The organism is Pseudoblastomonas aquimaris (assembly GCF_035481675.1).
Lineage (GTDB): Bacteria > Pseudomonadota > Alphaproteobacteria > Sphingomonadales > Sphingomonadaceae > Alteriqipengyuania_B.
In genome coordinates this window covers 1,347,629-1,364,809 of the sequence record NZ_JAYJJW010000001.1, presented here as the reverse complement: position 1 = coordinate 1,364,809, position 17,181 = coordinate 1,347,629, and the positions used below count along the sequence as shown (strand labels likewise).

The 17,181-nt window shown below is 65.5% G+C and carries 16 protein-coding genes and 1 tRNA gene; 9 read left to right on the top strand and 8 right to left on the bottom strand.

All coding sequences use genetic code 11. From position 1 onward, the window contains the following. Nucleotides 1–87: 87 nt before the first annotated feature. A complete protein-coding gene (locus tag VCJ71_RS06775) occupies nt 88–2,823 on the bottom strand; it encodes a TonB-dependent receptor (RefSeq protein ID WP_324639935.1) in 2,736 nt (911 codons plus the stop codon). Between the two features lie 222 nt (nt 2,824–3,045). Between VCJ71_RS06775 and VCJ71_RS06770 the strand changes: the two genes are divergently transcribed. The 3 genes from VCJ71_RS06770 (at nt 3,046) to VCJ71_RS06760 (ending at nt 7,159) form a co-directional block, all read left to right on the top strand. Continuing rightward, complete coding sequence (locus VCJ71_RS06770; protein ID WP_324639933.1) at nt 3,046–4,086, top strand: LacI family DNA-binding transcriptional regulator; 1,041 nt, start codon at nt 3,046–3,048, stop codon at nt 4,084–4,086. Between the two features lie 99 nt (nt 4,087–4,185). Beyond that, nucleotides 4,186–5,748, top strand: a complete 1,563-nt coding sequence (locus VCJ71_RS06765; protein WP_324639931.1) for an MFS transporter — start codon at nt 4,186–4,188, stop codon at nt 5,746–5,748. Further along, nucleotides 5,741–7,159: an alpha-amylase family glycosyl hydrolase gene (locus VCJ71_RS06760; RefSeq protein WP_324639929.1), complete on the top strand. Its 1,419-nt coding sequence runs from the start codon at nt 5,741–5,743 to the stop codon at nt 7,157–7,159. The genes VCJ71_RS06765 and VCJ71_RS06760 overlap by 8 nt, the downstream gene beginning before the upstream one ends. Nucleotides 7,160–7,180: 21 nt before the next feature. On the opposite strand, the gene VCJ71_RS06755 is transcribed toward VCJ71_RS06760, so the two are convergent. After that, nucleotides 7,181–7,780: an exopolysaccharide biosynthesis protein gene (locus tag VCJ71_RS06755; RefSeq protein WP_324639928.1), complete on the bottom strand. Its 600-nt coding sequence runs from the start codon at nt 7,778–7,780 to the stop codon at nt 7,181–7,183. A 114-nt stretch (nt 7,781–7,894) separates the two neighbouring features. Here VCJ71_RS06755 and putP point away from each other — a divergent pair, with 114 nt between their 5' ends. Next, on the top strand, nt 7,895–9,361 hold the full coding sequence (gene putP, locus VCJ71_RS06750) for a sodium/proline symporter PutP (RefSeq protein WP_324639927.1): 1,467 nt from the start codon (nt 7,895–7,897) through the stop codon (nt 9,359–9,361). A gap of 12 nt (nt 9,362–9,373) precedes the next feature. On the opposite strand, the gene VCJ71_RS06745 is transcribed toward putP, so the two are convergent. The 3 genes from VCJ71_RS06745 to VCJ71_RS06735 all read right to left on the bottom strand — a co-directional run bounded on the left by VCJ71_RS06745 (nt 9,374) and on the right by VCJ71_RS06735 (nt 11,692). Beyond that, nucleotides 9,374–9,449 (bottom strand) — tRNA-Thr (locus VCJ71_RS06745). 51 nt (nt 9,450–9,500) lie between these two features. Beyond that, entirely contained in the window at nt 9,501–10,379 is an 879-nt protein-coding gene (locus tag VCJ71_RS06740) for a hypothetical protein (protein ID WP_324639925.1), read from the bottom strand. Continuing rightward, on the bottom strand, nt 10,376–11,692 hold the full coding sequence (locus VCJ71_RS06735; protein ID WP_324639924.1) for a replication-associated recombination protein A: 1,317 nt from the start codon (nt 11,690–11,692) through the stop codon (nt 10,376–10,378). The genes VCJ71_RS06740 and VCJ71_RS06735 overlap by 4 nt, the downstream gene beginning before the upstream one ends. A gap of 71 nt (nt 11,693–11,763) precedes the next feature. Here VCJ71_RS06735 and VCJ71_RS06730 point away from each other — a divergent pair, with 71 nt between their 5' ends. Continuing rightward, on the top strand, nt 11,764–12,210 hold the full coding sequence (locus VCJ71_RS06730; protein ID WP_324640894.1) for a hypothetical protein: 447 nt from the start codon (nt 11,764–11,766) through the stop codon (nt 12,208–12,210). Then, nucleotides 12,207–12,491, top strand: coding sequence for a hypothetical protein (locus tag VCJ71_RS06725; RefSeq protein ID WP_324639922.1), 285 nt, complete (start codon nt 12,207–12,209; stop codon nt 12,489–12,491). Before VCJ71_RS06730 ends, VCJ71_RS06725 begins: the two co-directional genes overlap by 4 nt. A gap of 7 nt (nt 12,492–12,498) precedes the next feature. Here the strand turns inward: VCJ71_RS06725 and VCJ71_RS06720 are convergent, their stop codons facing one another. The 3 genes from VCJ71_RS06720 to VCJ71_RS06710 all read right to left on the bottom strand — a co-directional run bounded on the left by VCJ71_RS06720 (nt 12,499) and on the right by VCJ71_RS06710 (nt 15,032). Continuing rightward, complete coding sequence (locus tag VCJ71_RS06720; RefSeq protein ID WP_324639921.1) at nt 12,499–13,644, bottom strand: glycosyltransferase family 4 protein; 1,146 nt, start codon at nt 13,642–13,644, stop codon at nt 12,499–12,501. Nucleotides 13,645–13,725: 81 nt separating this feature from the next. Continuing rightward, nucleotides 13,726–14,337 carry an outer membrane protein gene (locus tag VCJ71_RS06715; protein WP_324639920.1) on the bottom strand — a complete coding sequence of 204 codons (612 nt, stop codon included), beginning with the start codon at nt 14,335–14,337 and terminating at the stop codon, nt 13,726–13,728. 101 nt (nt 14,338–14,438) lie between these two features. Continuing rightward, nucleotides 14,439–15,032 carry an outer membrane protein gene (locus VCJ71_RS06710; RefSeq protein ID WP_324639918.1) on the bottom strand — a complete coding sequence of 198 codons (594 nt, stop codon included), beginning with the start codon at nt 15,030–15,032 and terminating at the stop codon, nt 14,439–14,441. 157 nt (nt 15,033–15,189) lie between these two features. On the opposite strand from VCJ71_RS06710, the gene VCJ71_RS06705 reads away from it, so the two are divergent. From VCJ71_RS06705 to VCJ71_RS06695, 3 genes are read left to right on the top strand one after another with little or no spacing between them, the layout of a single operon-like run. After that, the gene (locus VCJ71_RS06705; RefSeq protein ID WP_324639916.1) at nt 15,190–15,489 is read left to right on the top strand and encodes a metalloregulator ArsR/SmtB family transcription factor; all 300 of its coding nucleotides are present in this window, start codon (nt 15,190–15,192) and stop codon (nt 15,487–15,489) included. Further along, nucleotides 15,486–16,169 carry an SdpI family protein gene (locus VCJ71_RS06700; protein WP_324639915.1) on the top strand — a complete coding sequence of 228 codons (684 nt, stop codon included), beginning with the start codon at nt 15,486–15,488 and terminating at the stop codon, nt 16,167–16,169. Before VCJ71_RS06705 ends, VCJ71_RS06700 begins: the two co-directional genes overlap by 4 nt. Before the next feature lie 4 nt (nt 16,170–16,173). After that, nucleotides 16,174–17,151 carry an alpha/beta hydrolase gene (locus VCJ71_RS06695; RefSeq protein ID WP_324639913.1) on the top strand — a complete coding sequence of 326 codons (978 nt, stop codon included), beginning with the start codon at nt 16,174–16,176 and terminating at the stop codon, nt 17,149–17,151. Nucleotides 17,152–17,181: the final 30 nt, after the last annotated feature.

Here is a 17,181-nt window from a genome sequence, read left to right as displayed (position 1 = left end):
GGTTCGGTCCCGTCTGCCCGGGCCGACCCCAGTGGCCTCCGGTGCCGACCTGCTCGGATGTGAGCATGGCCGGCACCGGATCATGCCTTACTGGAACTTGTAGGTGAAGCCGGCGAGGAAACGACGACCGTAGATCTGGTAGTCGATGACCTGCAGCGGGGTGTCCTCGTTCACGACCGAGGCGAAACGCTCGTCCGTCAGGTTCTGGCCCTGGAAGTAGAGCGACAGGCCATCGAGCGCGCTGTTGTCCTGGAAGTCGTAGCCGATCTGCGCATCGATGATCGTTTCTTCCAGCGCGGTCCGGCGCGTCGGCGTGCCGCCGAAGCCCGTGAAGTCGCCCAGGAAGGTCGAACGGTAACGTGCGCTGGCACGGGCGTTAAAGCCGCCCTGTTCGTAGAACAGCGTGCCGTTCACGACCCACTTCGAATAGCCCGGAATGACGATCTCGTTGCCCGCCTCGTTCTTGAGATCGGTTTCCGTGATCGACGCGCCGCCGGTGAAGCCGAAGCCTTCGAGCGCCGGGGTCAGGATGTTGAACGGCAGCGTCAGCGCCAGTTCCGCACCGTACAGCAGGCCATCGGCATTGCTCGTTGGGGCATCCAGCGTACCGATGGTGGTCGGGACCGTCACCCCGGGGGCGAGCGGGAAGTTGGCGAAGTCGAAGTCGATCCGGCCGCGGTCGATGTAGTCCTCGAAGTTCTTGTAGAACAGCTGGAGGGCAACGACGCCCTGGCTGCCGCCGAAGTACTTCTCGAACGTCATGTCGATCGCGCTGGCGCGGTAGGGCTGCAGCGTCGGGTTGCCGCCGCCGCCGCGGATGATGCCGCCAGGCACGCTGGTATCGACGCCGTAGCCGATCGACACCTTCATGTCGTCGAGGCGCGGGCGCATGATCTGGCGCGACGCCGACATGCGGACGACGAAGTCGCTGTTGAAGCGGGCCGACAGGTTGAAGCTGGGCAAGAAGTCCCAGTAGGTATCGCCCAGTTCGATGGCCTGCGGGCCGTTCGGCGTGAAGATGAAGCCGGTCGAGGACTGGTCGGTGTTCACCACCTGCAGGCCGACGTTACCGGTCAGCACCGCGTTGTCGTACACCTGGTCGATGTCGAGCTGCGCATACATGGTCAGCAGGTCTTCGTTGACCGTGTAACCCTTCGCGAACACGTCGGTGACGTCGTTCGGGTCGAGGTCGTAGGTGCCGTTGGCGAGCAGGGTGCGCGGGTCGTAGCTCAGGATCGGACCCAGGCCGAGATATGTGAGGTCGGTCGAGCCCAGGATCGCGTCCTGCGGGATGGTCGCCTCGTTCGCACCGCTGGCGATGGACACGAAGAATTCGTCCGGCGTCAGGCCCTTCTCGCGGGTCGTGTAGCTGGCGCCGATGCGCGCACCGCTGAAGAAGCTGTCGGAGAATTCGTAGCCGAGCTCGGCGCGGGCCTGGATCAGCTCGTCTTCGATGATGCGGTTGTTCCAGTAACCGGCCTGAACGCGGCTGCCGCCCCAGCCCAGCGGGTCGGTGAGGACGATCTGCGACGGGTCGGAATAATCGAAGTTCGGGCTGAAGATGGTGCCGGTTTCGGTCGAGCGGAAGCCGATGTCCACCGACGGGCCGGAGCTGTTGTAGCCGGTGCCCGAATAGCTTTCGATGCTCAGTTCGTTGCGGTCGGTCTTGGAATAGCCGACGTCGATGAAGCCGGTGAGGGCATCGCCGCTGTCCCACCGCGCGTTGAAGCCGGCCGAATACTGGTCGGCTTCGCGCTGGAAAACGTCGTTGCGGATCACGCCGCGCACGTTGGTGAAGGTGCCGTCGACATACTGGCCGTTCGATGCCGTCGCCGTGGCGGGGTCGAAGCCCGTGCCGAAGGCGAAGAAGCCCAGCGGCAGTTCGATGCCGCGCTTCGACTGGTCGTCGTCGAAGTTGGAATAGAAGCCGTCGAAGGTCAGCATCAGCGCATCGGATGCCTCGACCTGCACCGTGCCCATCACGCCCAGGCGCTTGAGCTGGGTGGAGGTCACGAAGCTCTTCGAGCCGCCGATCAGCGCGTTGCCGTTGACGTTGTTGTAGCCCCAGGCGTTGAATTCCTGCAGCTGGTACGGCTCATCGACATAGGATGCCGCCAGGCTGACGCCGATCGTGTCGTCGGCGAACTGGTCCACGAAGGTGCCGTTGACGCGGTAGCCGAATTCGTTGGAGCCGGCGTTCAGCGCGCCGAGATCGGCGTAGGAACCGCGGGCGCCAATGGCGAGCACGCTCTGGCCGTAGTCGAGCGGGCGGATGGTGCGGATGTCGACCGTGCCGACGAGGCCCTGACCGACCAGCGCGGCGGTCGGCGTCTTGTAGATGACGACCTGGTTGACGACTTCCGACGGGTACTGGTCGAATTCGACCGCGCGGTTGTCGCTGGTGTTGGTCTGTTCGCGGCCGTTGAGCAGCGTGGTGGAGAAGTCGGGGCCGAAGCCGCGGATGGCGATCACGTTGGCGCGGCCGTTGAGGCGCTGCGAGGTGATGCCGGGCAGGCGGGCAATCGATTCGCCGATCGAGCTGTCGGGCAGCTTGCCGATGTCTTCCGCGGTCACCGATTCAACGATCTGGTCGGAGAAGCGCTTTTCCGCCGTGGCGCTTTCCAGCGCGGCGCGGAAACCTTCCACGATGATGACGTCGCCTTCCGCTTCGTCATCGACCGGATCGCCTTCTTCGGTCCCGGCGGCGGTCGGCGGCTGGGTGCTGGCACCCGTATCCTGTGCGAAAGCGGTCGACGGAGCCAGCAGTGCCAGCGCCATCGCGCCGCTGCTGATTCCCAGCGAAAGGGTCTTGTTCCAGGCCACGATTCTCTCCCGTTGTTGCGCCCCGGCTTCCCCCGTTCGGGCGCGATAGAAATGCCACGTTGCGCAAAGGTTTTTCGCGAAACTGTCACACTCCTATTGACGTGGCGGCAACGGTCGCGAAACTCGGCATACGTATGTTTGTGCAGCGCAGCACGCCGCGGTGTGGCCTTTTCGCACCAGCCGTGCCGGCGCAGCAATCGCCGGCTGAAGGGGAGAGCAGCCTTGGGTCGCAAGCCGTCCGGACGGCCGACCAGTTTCGATATCGCCTACATGGCGGGGGTGTCGCAGCCCACGGTCAGCCGTGCGCTGCGCGGCAGCAAGTCCGTTAGCCAGGCGACCCGCGAGAAGATCGAGCGGATCGCGCGCGAGCTAAACTACACGGTCGACAAGAATGCGAGCTCGCTGCGCAGCCAGCGGTCGAACACCATCGCCCTCTTGTTCTTCGAGGATCCGACGCCCGACCAGTCGAACATCAACCCGTTCTTCCTGTCGATGCTCGGCGCCATCACCCGTGCCTGCGCCGACCGTGGCATCGACCTCCTGATCAGTTTCCAGAGCATGGAGGACGACTGGCACGTCCAGTACCAGGACAGCCACCGCGCCGACGGCCTGATCCTGCTCGGCTACGGCGACTACACGCTCTACATCGCGCGGCTGGAACAGCTGCGGGCGCAGGGCACGCAGTTCGTGCGCTGGGGCAGCGTGGGGGAACACAATATCGGCCTCACCATCGGGTCCGACAACCGCGGGGCGGGGCGGCTGGCAGGCGAGCACCTGCTGCAGCAGGGCCGCAAGCGCATCGCCTTCATCGGCAACAACGACGAACATTATCCCGAATTCGCGGACCGCTGTGCCGGGCTCGCCGATGCGCTGGAAGCGGCGGGCAGCGGGATCGACGTCGCCTTGCAGGCCGATGCGCTCAACAGCGAGGAAGACGGGTTCAAGGCGGCCAATGCGCTGATGGAAACCGGCAAGGATTTCGACGCCGTCTTCGCCGCCAGCGATCTGATCGCGATCGGCGCGATGCGCGCCTTTGCCGAAAGCGGGCTCGACGTGCCGGGCCATATCGCGGTGGTCGGCTTCGACAACATTCCCGCCGCCAGCCTTTCCAGCCCGCCGCTCACCACGCTGGTGCAGGACCTGCAGGGCGCCGGCGAAAAGCTGGTCGATGCCCTGGTCCGCCAGATCGAAGGCGAGCCGGTGGAAGGCGAGGCGCTGCCTGCGCGGCTGGTTGTACGCGGGTCGTCGCAGACCGTTTCCTGATCCATCACATTCGTATGCGGGATTGCCGCTAGGCCCCTGCCGTGCCAGCCTTTATCCATGAGACGTGCCGCCAAAGCGCACGCCGGGAGAGACAGCTTTATGGCAACCGCCGCACCGACGGGCGACGCCCTCGCGCATACGCAGAAACCGCGCATGGGCTTCTGGGGCCTGTGGAACATCAGCTTCGGCTTCTTCGGCATCCAGATTGGCTTCGCGCTGCAAAACGCGAACATGAGCCGCATCTTCCAGACCGTGGGCGCGGCGATGGACGATCTGCCCGCCCTGTGGGTCGCGGCCCCGCTGACCGGCCTGATCGTGCAGCCGATCATCGGCCACCTGTCGGACAGGACCTGGAACCGCCTCGGCCGGCGCCGGCCCTATTTCCTGACCGGCGCGATCATGGCGGCGATTGCGCTGTTCCTGATGCCGCTGGCCCCCGGCTTCGGCGCGCCGCTGCTCTTCGCCGCCGCGCTGCTCTGGATCCTCGATGCCAGCCTCAACATCTCGATGGAGCCCTTCCGCGCCTTCGTGGGCGACATGCTGGGTACAGACCAGCACAGCGCCGGATACGCGGTACAGACCGCCTTCATCGGCGCGGGCGCGGTGGTCGGGTCGATCTTCCCGTATTTCCTGGAGCAGGTCGGCGTCAGCAACGTCGCGCCTGCGGGCGAGATACCAGACACGGTGACGTGGAGCTTCTGGGGCGGCGCGATCGCGCTGTTCTTGGCCGTGCTGTGGACGGTGATGACCACGAAGGAATACTCGCCGGAGGAAATGGCCGCGTTCGAAGGATCGGACGCCGCCGTGCCGGACGATGCGCAGCCGCTGCGCGCACTGGCCGCCAAGTCCTATCTTTCCGGCGGGGTATGGATCGCCGCCGGGCTGGTCGTGGTGCTGCTGGTCGATGCGCTGGGGCTGGAGAAGGAAGTGCTGCTGCTCGGCGCTCTCCTCGCCGTATACGGCCTGCTTTCCATCATCGCGATCTCGATGGCCAAGGGCGGCAAATCGGCCAACATGCTGTCCAGCATCGTCGGCGATTTCTCCGGCATGCCCGAGGTGATGAAGCGCCTTGCGCTGGTGCAGTTCTTCAGCTGGTCGGCGCTGTTCATCATGTGGATCAACACCACCCCGGTCGTGACCCAGTATGTCTTCGGCAGCACCGACACGGCCAGCGTCGCCTACAACGACGGGGCGAGCTGGGTGAACGTGCTCTTTACCGTCTACAACGGCGTTGCCGCCATCGCCGCGCTGGCGATGCTGCCGTGGCTCAGCCGCAATTTCGGGCAGGTGAAGACCCATGCGATCTGCCTGACGCTGGGCGCGCTCGGCTTCCTGATGTTCTTCTTCGTGCGGGATGCGAATGCGCTGTTGCTGGCCGAGATCGGCATCGGTATCGCGTGGGCCAGCATCCTTGCGATGCCTTATGCGATCCTCGCCTCCAACCTGCCGCAGGGCAAGCTCGGCATCTACATGGGGCTGTTCAACATCTTCATCGTGGTGCCCCAGCTGCTGGTCGCCACGGTGATGGGATCGATCATGAAGGCGCTGTTCCCGGGCGAGCCGATCTGGACGATGCTGTTTGCCGCCGCCGCGTGGCTGATCGCCGCCGCCGCCATGTTCCGGGTGCAAGCCGCCCTGCCGCAGGAGACCGCCCGTGCCTAAGCTAGCCTTCGCCCCCCTGACCGCCATCGCCGCCGCGCTGCTCGCTGCGCCCGTCGCCGCGCAGGATGCCGACCCGTGGACGCCCAGGCAGTATGTCCAGCTGGAAAATCCGGAGTGGAGCCGCGATGCCGTGCTCTACCAGATCAACACGCGGCACTTCACGCCCGAAGGCACCTTCGTCGCGGCGCAGCGGGAATTGCCGCGGCTGAAGGCGCTCGGCGTCGATATCCTTTGGCTGATGCCGATCCATCCCATCGGGGAGGAGAACCGCAAGGGCACGCTGGGCAGCCCCTATTCGGTGAAAGATTATTACGGCGTGAACCCCGAATTCGGCACGGCGGAGGAGTTCAAGGCCTTCGTCGATGCTGCGCACGCGCAGGGCTTCAAGGTCATCCTCGACCTCGTGGCCAACCACACGGCGTGGGACAATCCGCTGCGGAGCGAGCATCCGGACTGGTATGAGAAGACCTGGGACGGCGATTTCCGGCCGACGCCGTGGTGGGACTGGTCCGACATCATCGACCTCGACTGGTCGCAGCCGGGCGTGCGCGCGCATGTCGGCGGGGCGATGGAACAATGGGTGCGCGATTACGGCGTCGACGGGTTCCGCGCCGATGTGGCGGGTTATGTCCCGGTCGATTTCTGGGAGACGATGCGCCAGCGTCTGAACGCCTACCGCCCCGTCTTCATGCTCGGCGAAGTGCAGGAAACCGCCTATCACCGCGCCGCCTTCGACGCGACTTATGCATGGGACTGGCACCACACGATCAAGGATATCGCCCGCGGCAAGGCGGGGCCTTCGGCGCTCTACGGCTATTACGCCGAGAACGAGAGCCTGTGGCCGCGCGAGGCGATGCGTATGACCTATATCGAAAACCACGACAGCAATGCCTGGGAAGGCACGCTGTACGAGAATTACGGCGAAGGGCTGGAAGCAGCCATCGCCCTGAGCTTCGTGACCGAGGGGATCCCGCTGGTCCACAACGGCATGGAAGCCTGTAACGCCAAGCGGCTGGAGTTCTTCGAGCGCGACCCGATCGACTGGAGCCAGGGCGAGGATTGCACGCTGGGCGCGCTGATCGCGGACCTGATCGATTTCCGCAAGGCCAACCCGGCGCTGGAAAACGGCAAGTGGGGCGCGCGGATGACCAAGGTCGATACCGACAGCGACGACCGCCTGTTCGCATTCGTCCGGCAGGAGGAAGGCAACAAGGTGCTCGGCCTGTTCAATTTCTCGGACGCGCCGGTGACCGCCGAATTCAAGGACGGCCTGCCGCTCGGCTTCTATTCCGAATTCCGAGGCAACCGCATCACGCTGAAACGCGGCGAGGCGGTGACGATACCGGCGCACGGATATCGCCTGTTCTCCGGCACGGGCGAAAGCGCCCCGCCGATCATGGGCGCGAACTAGGGGTTAGCCGCCCGAACTGCCCTAATTGCCGCCTTCGCCGCCGCTCCACAGCGAATAGCCGAGGCCGATGGCGCCGATGCCGAGCGCGGTGGCAACGATCATCAGCAGCCCGTCGCGCACCATGATAGCGACGCCGAAGCAGGCGATTGCCAGCATCGGCCCGGAACTGGCGAAAGGCAGCACCTCCAGCGGCGGGATGCTGGCGCACAGGAACAGGATGATGAGCGCAGCCAGCCGGCGGTACCAGCGGCTGGTGAAATGCTTCATCCGGCCATGGAACCATTTGTCCATGAATTTGCCGACGCCGCGCAGCTTCTTCGACGCCTTGGCCAGCTTCTCTCCCTTGACCGAGCGGTTCTCGATGAAGCCGGGCAGCCACAGATGGGATTCCCCGACCAGCATCTGGACGGCGACGACAGCGATGATCAGCGCGAGGAACGTCGGTACGCCGGGGATGGCGCCGATGGGGGTCAATTCGACCAGCGCGGGAACCAGAAGGAAGGGGCCGTAGGACCGGTCGCCGAAAGCTTCGACCACGTCGGCGATGCAGACCTCGTCCTTGTCCTCCGCCAGTTCGTCAAGGTCGTCGAGGATGTCCTTGACGCTGTGCGGTTCTTTCATTTCGGCATCCCCTGTTGTGAGGAAATAACAATCGGAGCCGCGCTTGGGTCCGAGGCTTGCGAATTGCCACGCGGCTGGTGACTCCGGCCGCCAAATCCTTATGCAGTGCGGCCCATGGCTACCGGAACGATCATCTCGCTCGCCCTCTATTTCGTCCTGATGCTCGCCATCGGGCTCTACGCGTGGCGCAAGTCGACCGAGGATAGCGAAGGCTACCTCCTCGGCGGGCGGCAACTTTCGCCCGCCGTCGCGGCGCTGTCTGCCGGAGCATCGGACATGTCTGGCTGGCTGCTGCTGGGCCTGCCGGGTGCGCTCTACGTGACCGGACTGGTGGAGGCGTGGATCGGGATCGGGCTGTTCCTGGGCGCGCTTGCCAACTGGTTCATCGTCGCCCCGCGCCTGCGCGAACAGACGGAGAAGCTGGGCAATGCGCTGACCATTCCCGAATTCCTCGCCAACCGCTTCCCCGACAAGGCCGTGCTGCTGCGCGTGGTGAGCGCGATCATCATCGTGACCTTCTTCACCGTCTACACGGCGAGCGGGCTGGTCGCAGGCGGCAAGCTGTTCGACAGCGCCTTTCCCGCCCTGATCCCCGGCATGGAGCCATATTGGGCGGGCATCTGGATCACCGCCGGCGTGGTCCTTGCCTATACGATGGTCGGCGGCTTCCTCGCCGTCAGCCTGACCGATTTCGTGCAGGGCTGCATCATGGTGGTGGCGCTGGTGCTGATGCCGCTGGTGGTGATGTTCGGCCCCGGCGGCAGTGCGGGCGAGAGCCTGACGGGCATCCAGCCCGGCTTCCTCAGCCTGACCGAAGGATTGACCGCGATCGGCTTCCTGTCGGCGGTGACCTGGGGCCTCGGCTATTTCGGCCAGCCGCACATCATCGTGCGCTTCATGGCCATCCGCAGCGTCGCCGATGTGCCTAAGGCGCGCAATATCGGCATGACCTGGATGGGCGTGGCGCTGCTCGGCTCCATCGGCATCGGCATCGCCGGGCGCGCCTACATGGAGCGCAACGGCCTCGTCATCGACGATCCCGAGACGATCTTCATCGTGCTGGCCGACCTCCTGTTCCATCCGCTGATCACCGGCTTCCTGCTGGCCGCCTTGCTGGCCGCGGTGATGAGCACGATTTCCTCGCAGCTGCTGGTCAGCTCCAGCTCGCTGACGGAAGACTTCTACCGGCTGTTCCTGCGCCGCAATGCGAGCGAGCGGGAGGCGGTAAATGTCGGGCGGATCAGCGTGCTGCTGGTCGCGCTGGCGGCGATTGTCATCGCGTCCGATCCGGACAGCGAGGTGCTGGGCCTCGTCTCCAACGCATGGGCCGGTTTCGGCGCGGCGTTCGGGCCGCTCATCATCCTGGCGCTGACGTGGCGCGGCATGACGGGCGCGGGCGCGGTTGCCGGCCTCGTGACCGGGGCGGGCGTCGTCATCGCGTGGATTGCGCTCGGCTGGAACCGGGAATTCATGGGCGGCCCCGGCGTGTACGAGATCATCCCCGGATTTGCGCTGGCATGGCTCGCGATCCGGCTGGTCAGCGCCGCGACCCGCCGCGAGGAGGCGGTGGCTGCTGAGTAGCCTATCGGGAGATGGTGCCGGCTGCAGGAATCGAACCCGCGACCCCCTGATTACAAATCAGGTGCTCTACCAACTGAGCTAAGCCGGCACTCTTTTTTGCCCTACCGCTTCGCTGTTTGAGGGCGCGAGGGCGCTTGCTTCAAATGGCTCCGAATGTCCAGCCTTCGGTCTGCGCGATCTGCGGCGTCAGGGCGGGCGGATTCCAGCGGGCTTCTTCATGCGCGACCGCGCGCAGCCATGCGGCAGTGAGGAGCGCGTCGGAGGAATGATCGTCGATCGCCCCGTCGCCCGAGACCGGTGGCGATCCGAGCACGGCCAGCGCATCGTTCAGCTCCGCATAGGTGCGCAGCTTGGTCCTCCCCGCGCTGCGCCCTGCCTCCAACGCGGCAAGGGCGGTGTAGATCTCCACGATGACCGATCCGGTATCCGGCAGCGGATCGATTGGCCACACGGGCAGGTGGCCGCGCAAGCGATGCAGCATCCGCATGCCCGTGAGGCTCGACTTGCCAACCTGCGCCGCGCCTACCAACCGAAAATTGGAGTATGGTTTGCAGCCCATTCTGGCTTGCGCTGTCTCCGTAACGCGTAACCGGCCGCCACTGTGCTTCGCTCCGTCGCAATGGTATTCTTCGCCCGGTGCCCGACCGTCGTGATAGTATTTTTGAACATCGGGGTGCGTTAGAAAACCGTTTGCAGCCAAATTTGGATCATCGCTCGATTGTTGATCAACCAATTCCCATAGCTCAACCGCATTTTCTGGACTTCCGTCCCAGGCCGGAAAAAAGGCGCCGCAGTCTGCAAAAGGCAATCCTATTCCAAGATCCAGTCCCACAAGAGAATTTTCAGGGAGATCGTCGCGGAGAACCGTCAGCACCTCGTCCCGTGACCATCGCTGCCCTCTTTCAACCAATACCGGTTGCCCACCGTCGGCAGAACAGACGGCGATTGCGATACCTGATTGAGTTGGGCCCTTGGCTCCTGACCAATCAATCGCCACGAAGTTGTCAAATTCTCTCATGACTTGCCCTGTTTAAGGTTGTCCCAATAGGCGATCCGTTCGCGCACCTTGCGTTCGAACCCGCGCTCGACCGGTTCGTAATAGGTCTGCGGCTCCATCTCTTCCGGCCAGTAATTGTCGCCCGAGAAGCCCTCGTCCGCATCATGGTCGTAGGTGTAGCCGCTGCCGTAGCCGATGTCCTTCATCAGCTTGGTCGGCGCGTTGAGGATGTTGGCGGGAGGCATCAGGCTGCCGGTTTCCTTGGCGCTGCGCCACGCTGCCTTCTGCGCCTTGTAGACCGCGTTCGATTTGGGCGCGGTGGCAAGGTAGAGGCACGCCTGCGCCAGGGCGAGCTCGCCTTCCGGGCTGCCGAGGAATTCGTACGTGTCCTTGGCCGCCATGCACTGGACCAGCGCGTTCGGGTCCGCGAGGCCGATGTCCTCCACCGCCATGCGCACCAGCCGCCGGGCGAGGTAGCGCGGTTCCTCCCCCGCCGTCAGCATCCGCGCGAGGTAATAGAGCGCCGCTTGCGGGTCCGATCCGCGCACCGCCTTGTGCAGCGCGGAAATCAGGTTGTAATGCCCGTCGCGGTCCTTGTCGTACACGGCGACGCGGCGCTGCAGGAACTTGCCGAGACCGGCCGGATCGAGCGGTTCGGGAATGTTCGCTGCGTAAAGCGTTTCCGCCTGGTTGAGCAGGAAGCGCCCGTCGCCATCGGCGCTCGCCACCAGCGCATCGCGCGCTTCGGGGGTGAGGGGCAGGGGGCCTTCCAGCGCCTCTGCCCGGTCCAGCAAATTGCCCAGCGCTTCGTGCCCCAGCCGCTCCAGGATAAGCACCTGAGCCCGGCTGAGCAGCGCGGCGTTCAGCGCGAAGCTGGGGTTCTCCGTAGTCGCTCCGACTAGCGTCACGGTGCCGCGCTCCACGAAGGGGAGGAAGCCGTCCTGCTGCGCACGGTTGAAGCGGTGGATTTCGTCCACGAACAGCAGCGTGCGTTGTCCCGCTTCGGCTGCCTTGTCGGCGGCGGCGAAGGCTTTCTTGAGGTCGGCTACTCCGGTGAAGACCGCGCTGACCGCCTCGTACCGCATGCCCACGCTGTCCGCGAGCAGGCGGGCGATGCTGGTCTTGCCGGTGCCGGGCGGGCCCCACAGGATCATGCTGGAAAGTTTGCCCGCCGCGACCATCCGGCCGATCGCGCCTTCCGGACCGGTCAGGTGCTCCTGCCCGATGACCTGCGAAAGGTCGCGCGGGCGCAGCCGGTCGGCCAGCGGCGCATCCTCGCGGATCGGCTCGGCAGTTCGGGAGGGCGGGGGATCGTCGGCGAAAAGGTCGGCCATGGCCCCCATGTAGGCAGGCGCGCCCGATTTTGCTATCGCCACGCCAAGGGCCGCTTGGGGGAGTGGAAACGATGAACGAGACGATAGCCGGAACGGGCGCGAAGACGCCGTGGCACGTGTGGGTGGTGGGCGTGCTCGCCACGCTGTGGAACCTCGGCGGCGCGGTCGACTATACGATGACGCAGACGCGCAACGAGGCCTATCTGGGCCAGTTCACAGCGGAGCAGCTGGAGTATTTCATGAGCTTCCCCGCTTGGTTCGACGCCTTCTGGGCCATCGGCGTCTGGGGCGCACTGCTCGGGTCCATCCTCATCCTGGCGCGCAGCCGCTTCGCCTACCACGCGTTCGTCGCCTCGCTGGTCGGGATCGCGGGAACGACATTCTGGACTGCGACCAACGCGATGCCCGAAAGCCTCGACACGGCAGGCATGTGGGCCTTCACCATCGCCATCGTGGTCAGCGTGGTTTTGCTAGCGGTCTACAGCCGCCGGATGACGGCGCGGGGTTTGCTGCGGTGATTGGTCTGGCATTGACTCTCGCGGTGCTGCCAAGCGCTCAGGCAGTAGGTCCAAGTCGCGCCGAATTGCAGCAGGTGTTGCAGGATAGGGGCTACAATCTGGAAGCGCGAAATCTGACAGCACTCGAATGCCATGGCTTCGGCGATGATGAACCGACCGAGTTTTCGTGCTCCTGGACGGCTGGCAGCCCGGACGAAACTCGCAGATATGAGACGACTTTGGCCATCAGCGGTTTGGGTTGGCAACTGATCGACGGCGTCGCCGCGCTTGAAGCTCAGTAATTTAGCCCTACTGCTTCGCTGCAATCAGTCGCAGATACGTGTCCGCCACCACCTGGTTGATTGCATCCCACTCGTAGCCGTCGGCTTTGCGCGCGCCGGCTTCTCCATGGGCGCGGCGCAGCGCCGGGTCTTCCGCGTAGACCTGTAGCTTGTCGGCATAGGCGGCAATGTCGCGCGGCGGGACGAGGTAGCCGGTTTCCCCATCGGTCACGAGGCTGCTGGCTCCCGTCGCGTCGGCCGCGACCACGGGCACGCCGCAGGCCATCGCCTCCAGCGTGACGTTGCCGAACGTCTCCGTGACGGAGGGGTTGAGCAGCACGTCCATGCTGGCGACCGCGCGGCCGAGGTCCGGCCCGTTCTGGAAGCCGACAAAGATCGCGTCGGGCACCTTGGACTTGAAGAAATCGTGCGCCGGGCCTTCGCCGATGACCAGCACCTTGAAGGCGACGCCGCGCTTCTTCAGCTCGACCATCGCCTCGGCAAAGACGTCCAGCCCCTTTTCCAGCACCAGCCGGCCGAGGAAGCCGATCGCCATGTCGTCGTCCGCGATGTCGTGGCTGCGCCGCCAGGCACGGTCGCGCTTGTCCGTGGAGAAGATCGTACGGTCCACCCCGCGCGTCCACAGGCCGATGTCGTGATGCATCTCTTCCTTGCGGAGTTCCTCGATCATGGAATCGCTCGGCGCGACAAGCGCGTCGGTGCGGCGGTAGAAGCGGCGCAAACCCTTGATGAAAAGCGGTTCCAGCCACGTCGCGTTGTAATATCGCGGGTATGTTTCGAAACGCGTGTGGACGCTGGCGAGGATGGGGAGGCCGCGCGCCCGCGCCCAGGTGACCGCGCGGTGGGCGCTGGGATCGGGGGATGAAACGTGCACGATATGCGGGTCGAACGCCTCAAGGTCGGCCTTCACCGCCGCGCTCAAATACATCGGCACGCGGTATTCGTCGCGGCCCGGGATCGGGATTGCGGGCACGCCGACCAGCGTTCCCTGCGGCTCAAAAGCGGGCTTGTCGACAGTGGCGGAATAGACGTGGACCTTCGCGCCCTGCCGCTGGAGATATTCGACCAGCCGGTTCAGCGCCTTGTTCGCGCCGTCGACCGTGATGTTGTAGTTGCCGTTGAACAGCGCAATGCGAAGGTCGGAAATATCCATCGCTGCGCCTCTAGCGCCGCAATCGCGCGAGGCAAAGGCCCGGCGGCGCACGGTCGGTGCGCTGCCGGGCCTCCGAGTGGACTAGAATTTCAGCAAGGCACCGACGACGAACTGGCCGCGGTCGGCCTCCGCCCCTGTTTCCGCGCCGAACACTTCGAGGTCGCCATAGTCGGTCCGGCGGTATTCGCCGCGCAGCGCCACGTCGAACGGCAGGTCGACTTCCACGCCCGCGCCGTAACGCAGGCCTTCGACCTGGCGGTCGTCGATGATGACCACGTCGCCATCGTCATAGGTCGCTTCGAAACCCGTCCAGCTGTAGCCGAGCTTGCCGTAGGCGCGAACGCGCGGGAGAACCGAGAAACCGGCCCGGGCGCCGACGTAGTAATCGACGTTGGATTTCACTGCGAGGCTGTCACCGTCTTCGGCGAAGTCGAGGATCTGGGCGCCGGCTTCGGACTGGGCGATTTCGCCCTCGATGCCCACGAAGGCGGACGCGAAGGCGACATCGTAGCCGACCACCGCGCCGTAAACGATGTCGCTGGCGTCATCCTCGGTAAAGCCATCGTCGACGGTGACCTCGTCCACCCCGGCGATCACGCCGATGTAGGGGCCGCCGCTGGGGACGACCTGCGCGGCAGCGGGGCTGGCGAAAGCAGCGGCCACGGCGGCGGCTGCGAAATAGCGGTACTTCATGCAAAATGCTCCCTCATCGCCGCCACGCGGGCGGCGATGAGAGGCGTGGCAGCACCGGGCTTGCGCGGGAATGAACCGCTGGCCGGTGCTGCCGTTTCAGTTCAGAAGCGCAGGCCAATCCCGGCGACGAGCTGGTCGCTGGCGGCATCGCCGAAATCGGTGCCGTCGACCGCGTCGTATTCGCTGCGGCGATACTCGACGCGCGCTTCGAGCGGGCCGGGCAGGGCAACCTGCACGCCCGCGCCGTAGCGCAGGCCGCTGGCGTTCTCTTCGAGCTCTGCCAGCGAGCCGGATTCGGTGAAGGCGTTTACGTCGATCGAGGTGTAGCCGATCTTGCCATAGGCCGCGATGCCGGGCGTCAGGGCCACGCCGACACGGGCGCCGACGTAATACTGCGCATCGCTCGACAGGCTCTCGCGCGCGGCGCCGAAGCTGTCCGGGAAGGTGGCGGTACTGTCGCTCTTGGCGATCTCGCCCTCGACCCCGACGAAGGCGTTGCCGAGCGAGAGGTCGTAACCGATCGTCGCGCCGTAGACGCTGGAATCCGCATCGGCGGAGACGGCGCCGTCGGCGGAATCGACGTCGATCCCTTCGTAACCGGCGAGCACGCCGACATAGAGGCCGCCTTCCTGCGCCATGGCAGGAGCTGCGGTGAAGGCCGCAGCGATGGCGACGGTGGCGAGAAGATTCCTCATGATACGATCCTTTTGCATGTGTGCTGATGAGCGGGCGCTGCTCATGGCGCGTGCGCCTTGCCCCGCGCTGAACGACGGGTCCAGCGGAGGGCGGCACGCGACGAAGCACAGCCAAGGTTGACCTACGAAGCCATTTAGCCTATTGCCTAAATAGCTAATGGCCTCTGTTTTCGACGCCTTGTCGCACCCGATCCGTCGCGAAGTGCTCGAGTTGCTGAAGGGCGGCGGCCGTTCGGCGGGCGATTTGGCGGATCATTTCGACGTGTCGAAGCCGACCATGTCCGGCCATTTCGCCAAACTGCGAGAGGCCGGGCTGATCCGCGGCGAGCAGCAGGGCGGGTCGATCATATACACGCTCAACATGTCCACGCTGGAAGAGGCGTTGATGGGCTTCATGGGCCGCATGGGCATGGACGGGGCCACGCGGGACACCGATCCGGAGGGGAAACAGTCGTGAACACGAAACGCCTATTTATTGCAGCACTGGTGCTGGCTGCGGCCCTGACAGGCTTCGCCGTCCTGACAGCCGAGCGCCTGCCTGCCGATGCCATGCTGCCGACGCACTGGAACGCGGCGGGGGAGCCGGACAGCTTCAGCCCCGCGCTCGAAGCGCTGCTGTTTCCGCCGATGCTGCTGGTCGGCGTGTCCCTGCTGTTCCTCCTCATCCCGCGCATCGAGCCCTTGCAGGACCGGTTGGAAGGTTCCGCCCCGGTGCTGCGCGCCAGCTGGATCGGCATGATGGGGCTTTTTACGATCATCTCCGCCGCCGTAGGCCTGCCTGCCTGGGGCGTGGAGCTGCCGGTCAACATCGTCATGCTGGGGGTGGGGCTGCTGCTGGTGGTGCTCGGCAATGCCTTGCCCAAGAGCCGGCCCGGCTTCTTCGTCGGAATCCGTACGCCGTGGGCCATTCTCGACACCGACAACTGGATCGCGACGCACCGGCTCGGCGGCAAGCTGATGCTGCTGGCCGGCATCGCGATCTGCATCGTGGCGCTGCTGCCGGTGTCCCCGGAACTCACGACCTGGGTCGTGCTGGGGACCGTGCTGGCGGCGGCATTCATACCGTATCTCTACAGCTGGTGGCTCTGGGAGCAGGCGAAGCGCGCCCACTCCAACACCGGCGACAGGAAGGACTGATCCTATGCGCATCCTCGCCTCCACCGCCGCCGCGGCTCTCCTAGCCATAGCCGCGCCCGCTTTCGCCCAGGAAATTGGAACGGAAATTTCCGCCCCGGCCGGGGAGGGGATGCTCGGCGGCATGTTCACCGGCGCGCGCGACGGATCGCAGCCGGTGGTGCTGATCATCCCCGGCAGCGGCCCGACCGACCGCGACGGCAATAACCCGATGGGCGTGCGCGCCGCCACGCTGAGCCTGCTCGCCGAGGGGCTGGAGCAGCAAGGCATCGCCAGCGTGCGGATCGATAAGCGCGGCATGTTCTCCAGCGCCTCTGCCACCGCCGATCCCAATGCAGTGACATTGGCGGACTATGCCGGCGACGTGCTGAGCTGGGTTTCGGTGATCAAGGCGGAAACCGGCGTGTCTTGCGTCACCATCGCGGGCCATAGCGAAGGCGGGCTGGTCGCGCTGCTTGCGGCGAGGGCCGGGGGCGCCGATGTGTGCGGCCTGGTGCTCCTCGCCGCGCCGGGCCGCCCGCTGCGCACGACGCTGGAGGCGCAATTGGGCGCAAGCCCCGTGTTCGCCGGATCGATGGACCAGATCCGCGCGATGTTCGACCGGATCGAGGCGGGCGAGACGGTGCCGCTGGCCGAAATGCCCGCTGCGGTCCGCGGCGTCCTGCCGCCGCCAGTCCACCCCTTCCTCGGCAACCTGTTCCGGACCGATCCGGCAGAAGCCGCGGCCGCCATTCCGGGCACGCCGATGCTGCTCGTCTATGGCGAGAAGGACAGCCAGATCACGCTGGAAGACTGGCACGCCCTGCGCACCGCGCGGCCCGACGCGCACAGCCTGATCCTGCCCTTTGCTACCCACGCTTTGAAGGATGCGGCGGGCAACGATCCTGCCGCCGCGGCTGCGACCTATACCGATCCGGATTTGCCTCTGACGACGGGCGTTGCCGAGGCGATGGCCAGCTTCGTGAGGCTGCACGCGGGCAACTGAGCGCCCCGGTTGCCGCATATCGGGCCAGGG

Bases quoted from the DNA above. Each gene is read 5' to 3' on its own strand.
- VCJ71_RS06705 (WP_324639916.1), top strand. From the start codon at position 15,190: ATGGCCTCTGTTTTCGACGCCTTGTCGCACCCGATCCGTCGCGAAGTG.
- VCJ71_RS06740 (WP_324639925.1), bottom strand. From the start codon at position 10,379: ATGAGAGAATTTGACAACTTCGTGGCGATTGATTGGTCAGGAGCCAAG.
- VCJ71_RS06720 (WP_324639921.1), bottom strand. From the start codon at position 13,644: ATGGATATTTCCGACCTTCGCATTGCGCTGTTCAACGGCAACTACAAC.
- VCJ71_RS06695 (WP_324639913.1), top strand. From the start codon at position 16,174: ATGCGCATCCTCGCCTCCACCGCCGCCGCGGCTCTCCTAGCCATAGCC.
- putP (WP_324639927.1), top strand. From the start codon at position 7,895: ATGGCTACCGGAACGATCATCTCGCTCGCCCTCTATTTCGTCCTGATG.
- VCJ71_RS06765 (WP_324639931.1), top strand. From the start codon at position 4,186: ATGGCAACCGCCGCACCGACGGGCGACGCCCTCGCGCATACGCAGAAA.
- VCJ71_RS06710 (WP_324639918.1), bottom strand. From the start codon at position 15,032: ATGAGGAATCTTCTCGCCACCGTCGCCATCGCTGCGGCCTTCACCGCA.
- VCJ71_RS06735 (WP_324639924.1), bottom strand. From the start codon at position 11,692: ATGGCCGACCTTTTCGCCGACGATCCCCCGCCCTCCCGAACTGCCGAG.
- VCJ71_RS06730 (WP_324640894.1), top strand. From the start codon at position 11,764: ATGAACGAGACGATAGCCGGAACGGGCGCGAAGACGCCGTGGCACGTG.
- VCJ71_RS06755 (WP_324639928.1), bottom strand. From the start codon at position 7,780: ATGAAAGAACCGCACAGCGTCAAGGACATCCTCGACGACCTTGACGAA.
- VCJ71_RS06715 (WP_324639920.1), bottom strand. From the start codon at position 14,337: ATGAAGTACCGCTATTTCGCAGCCGCCGCCGTGGCCGCTGCTTTCGCC.